The following is a 2,990-nucleotide window of genomic DNA, read 5'->3' as shown; positions in this document are numbered from 1 at the left end:
ACCAGCAGTGAGAACGGGACCTATAGACCTGAGATCACCGATCAAAGCGCTCCAATATTAGTATTATCGAATATAGAAACGGGAGGGATCTGGGAAGTCCGTGATTCTTCCGGAACCAAAACAACGTACGGGGATAATTCTTCTAGTCGTATTTATAATCCGGATAAGATCAGCCAGACCTATAGCTGGTATCTAACCAAAACCGAAGATCTTAACGGGAACTATATGCAGGTAACGTATGATACCTCCTTCTATTCCGCAAACAGATCTTTATACTTAAAGGAAATACGATATACCGGAAACTCCAGATCGGGAGCATCCGCCCGCCAATATGTGAAATTTATCACTAAGGCAAGAAGCGATTCTTATGTTTCCACCGCTCCAGGCTTTCTTATGAAGATGGATCGACTTTTAGACAGTATAGAAGTGGGTTGGGATGGAGGAGGAAAACTCTGGGATTACGATCTAGTTTATGATACTTCTCCCGATTCTGGTAGACCTCTTCTTAAGACTGTTGAGTCCAGCAGGCACACTACCAAACCGGAATTCAATTATCAAGTCGCTTCTCGCTCTCTTGTTTGGCAGAATGTGGTGAACCAAGCTTCAAGCGAACCGGAGGATCTGCCGGACGATACTGAATATTTCGAAGGAGATTTTAACGGGGACGGGATCTCTGATATACTATTCTTCAACCCTAAGAATGGGAATTGGAAAGCCGCGGAAGGAAGAAGAGGGGGCGGTTATAATTTCAAAGTTTATGCAAACCGTTATATGAATTATATCGGTCCGGATAAGATCCGATTCTTCAAAGGGAATGTGAGTGGAGATTATAACGGAGATGGAAGATCTGATATAGCATTCTACTTACCGGAAACAAGAGACTTCATAGTAGCAGAGCATGACGGAAAAATATTCCAATTTCGTAATTATGGAAGATTGATGTCCGGGATCCCTGATATCTTCCGGATGGAATGGTTTCCTGGAGATTACGACGGGAACGGTCTATCTGATTCTGTTCTATTCGACGAACCAACAGGTCAGTGGACCCTGATGTTGAATAAGGGGGGAAGTTTCGAGTTCTTGCGTTTTGCGAATAAATTCCAAAACGTATTTAGGGGAGATTATTCTCCTAACGGTAACCTAGACAGTCCTTATACCGCGGATAAATCCAAAGATGGGACCGGAAGAGGCAAGGTCCAACTTCTCATAGGAGATTATAACGGGGATGGAAGGACCGATATTTCTCTCTATGATTCTCGTAGCGGCAAATGGATCGTAGGAGAGAATCATCGTAACGACGATAAATCGGATCCTATCTACTTCAAACTACAATGGAAACTATACAGACAATTTAGCGTCGCAGAAGATGCTCTCTTTAGTAACGATCGTTTCTCGGGAGATTTTACCGGAGACGGATTCTCCGACTTTCTATTATTTAATCGTAATACTGGAGAATGGACCTTAGGAGAAACTGGGAATGGCACCATCAATTTTCGGATCTGGTCCACAACTCCTCAATTCAAGCAGATCACTCGTTGGCTCCAAGGAGATTTTAACGGGGATGGAAGAACGGATATAGGGTTCTTTTCCGCAAGTGATGGAAAGTTCTGGATTGGAGAAGCTACCAATACCGGATTCCGTTATAAGATCTATAGCGAAATGAGTTACGGTCCGGATCAGAATCGGGTCATGAAAACCCCTCTTCCTAAAGACGAAGCAAAATTAGAGAAGGGATTTGCATCTATTCCTATTTTAGGAGGCACTAAGTCTCTTCTGCTGGATTATGTTTACGACGGGAATCAAACTCCGGGAAAAGGTGAGATCGCTTATGCTGGATGTTTTACTGCGGATGATTGTTCTGCTTCTCCCGAACTTTTACTTTTTGATAGGAATGCAGGAGTATTCAACTTAAAGAAAGGAACAGGTTATACTTCAGGAGTTCTTACTTCCTTCTTACCCGAAGCAACCGGAGTCGCCACTCCTTTGGGAGGAAGGCCGGACCGATATACTAGATCTACTAAAGATGAAGTTTTGTATTTTAAGAAAAACGGAAGTACGAATCAATTTTTCGTAGTCCGTAATTCCAGTGGTACCGCGTTCGAAACCGCGAACCTTGCGGGTTTCACGGATACTCAGGTGGGGAATTTTAATATTTCAGAAAGTGCTTATGTAGTGGATAATTTCGAAAGCGCTTCTTTTAAATCAGTACTTATTCTGGACGACCAAGCAACTGTTGGGACAGGCAGATTCATCTTAACAAGTCCGAATGGAGTCAAGGCTCTTGCTCCTGCTGGAGATGTTCTCGCTTCTTATCTTTTGGGAAGATTCGATCAATCCGGGAATTCGGGTGCGGATAGATTGAACAAAAACCAATATAGTTTATTCTCCGGGGACTTCACAGGAGTAGGCAAAGCACAGATACTACTCGTGGATAGAAGTGGATCTACACATAATTGGTATTTAGGGACTTTGGATATCGCCCAAAATAAGATCCAGTTCAAAAAACTTATAAGTCCTCCGAACCTTCCTTTTACTTCTGCGGAATTCGATTCTATCAATGCTGCAGGAGTTCCTTACGGTATAGTTCCGGAAACCACGGGCAATTCTTTTCTGATCGGAAAGGCAAGCGGAGCAAATATTATCTTTTCAAAATATAGGATTTCCGGGACCAATTATTCCGTTACAAAAACGCAATATACTGCAGGGTCTGTGGCATTCAACGGACTTTTCGATTATGAAGGAAATCCGGTCCTGACTCAAAATGGAGATACTAAAATTTACGATATCTCCGCTGACAAAGTAATTTCTCCAAGCGGTAACTTAATCTCTGCCAAACTGGATCGCCCTGATCTTATGACCAAGGTTTATGTATTCAGATGGATCCAAGGAGATTATAACGGGGACGGACTCACGGATATAGGGATTATCCATCTTAAAGAACCCACTTGGTATTTTGCTATGTCGGATGGGATCGTTCCAGACGTTATGCA

At 42.8% G+C, this 2,990-nt stretch carries 1 protein-coding gene; it reads left to right on the top strand.

The annotated features are described in order from the left end of the window. Positions 1-2,990, top strand: a 2,990-nt coding sequence (locus EHR06_RS18765; protein ID WP_279633361.1) for an FG-GAP-like repeat-containing protein, incomplete at both ends; no start/stop codon positions are given.

The sequence above is a fragment of the Leptospira dzoumogneensis genome (assembly GCF_004770895.1).
Classification (GTDB): Bacteria; Spirochaetota; Leptospiria; order Leptospirales; family Leptospiraceae; genus Leptospira_B; species Leptospira_B dzoumogneensis.
This window is presented reverse-complemented; position numbering and strand designations above follow the sequence as displayed.